Below are 1,108 nucleotides of genomic sequence, written 5' to 3' on the forward strand. Positions count from 1 at the left end.
GTACAAGTCTCCTCCCGAGACGGAAGCGGCGCCGAAAGGCGCCGCTTTTTTGTTATCGGGGATTTCGGTATCAGGCGATCAGCTGGCCAAAACGGTCGACCTCATCGGCCGTCGTCGCGAAGCTGGTGACGAAGCGATACAGCAACTCGTCCTCGCTGATGTGGCCGTCAAAGCCGTGCGGCTTGTGCCAATCATAGAACGCCGCACCCGCTGCCTGCAGCTTTTCAGCTTCGGCTTTCTTGATCACTGCGAAAACCTCGTTTGCCTGCGGCAGCCATGCCAGTTTTGCCGTGGCCGAATCCTCGATCGCGGCGGCAAGGCGTGCGGCCATGGCGTTGGCGTGGCGGGCGGTGTCCAGCCACAATCCGTCTTTGAAATAGGCCTCGAACTGCGCCGCGACGAAGCGCGATTTCGAAAACAGCTGGGCGGCGCGCTTGCGCAGGAACGCCAATTCCCTGGCACGATCAAGATCGAACAGCACGATCGCTTCGGCGCACCAGCAGCCATTCTTGGTGCCGCCGAAGGACAGGATGTCGACGCCGCGTTTCCAGGTCATTTCGGCTGGCGACGTGTCGAGCGCGACCAGCGCATTGGCAAAGCGGGCGCCGTCCATGTGCAAGGGCACCGAATATCGTTTGGCGATCGCCGCGATCGTCTCGATCTCATCCAGGCCGTAGATGGTGCCGACCTCGGTCGACTGGGTGATCGAAACGGCCATCGGCCGTCCCCAATGGACGATTTCCGGTGCGAAACGGCCGATGGTCCTTTCCAGATTGTGCGGATCGATCTTGCCCAGCGCGCCATCGATCTCATGCAGGCGTGAGCCGCCGGAAAAATACACCGGCGCGCCGCATTCGTCCTCGATGACATGCGATTCGCGATGAGCAAAGGAAATGCCGCCCGGCTTGTTGTAAGCGGTCAGCGCCAGCGAGTTGGCGGCCGTGCCGGTGGCGACGAAGAACACCGCGACCTCGCGTTCGAAAATCTCGCTGAAGCGCTGGTAGACTGCCTGGTCGAGCGCTCCGTCGCCATAGGCGGTGGAAAAGCCGCCGGCATTGGCCGACAGGCCGGCGGCAATGTTGGGGTGGGCGCCTGCCCAATTGTCGGA

General features: G+C 62.2%; 1 protein-coding gene. It reads right to left on the bottom strand.

Features of this window, described 5'->3' with window-relative positions; all coding sequences use genetic code 11:
• Positions 1-70: 70 nt before the first annotated feature.
• On the bottom strand, positions 71-1,108 hold a 1,038-nt coding region (locus tag ENZ74_RS32565; RefSeq protein ID WP_164761431.1), incomplete at its 5' end, for a low specificity L-threonine aldolase.

Source organism: Mesorhizobium sp. M7A.F.Ca.CA.002.15.2.1, assembly GCF_003998715.1.
In the GTDB taxonomy this organism is placed as follows: domain Bacteria; phylum Pseudomonadota; class Alphaproteobacteria; order Rhizobiales; family Rhizobiaceae; genus Mesorhizobium; species Mesorhizobium ciceri.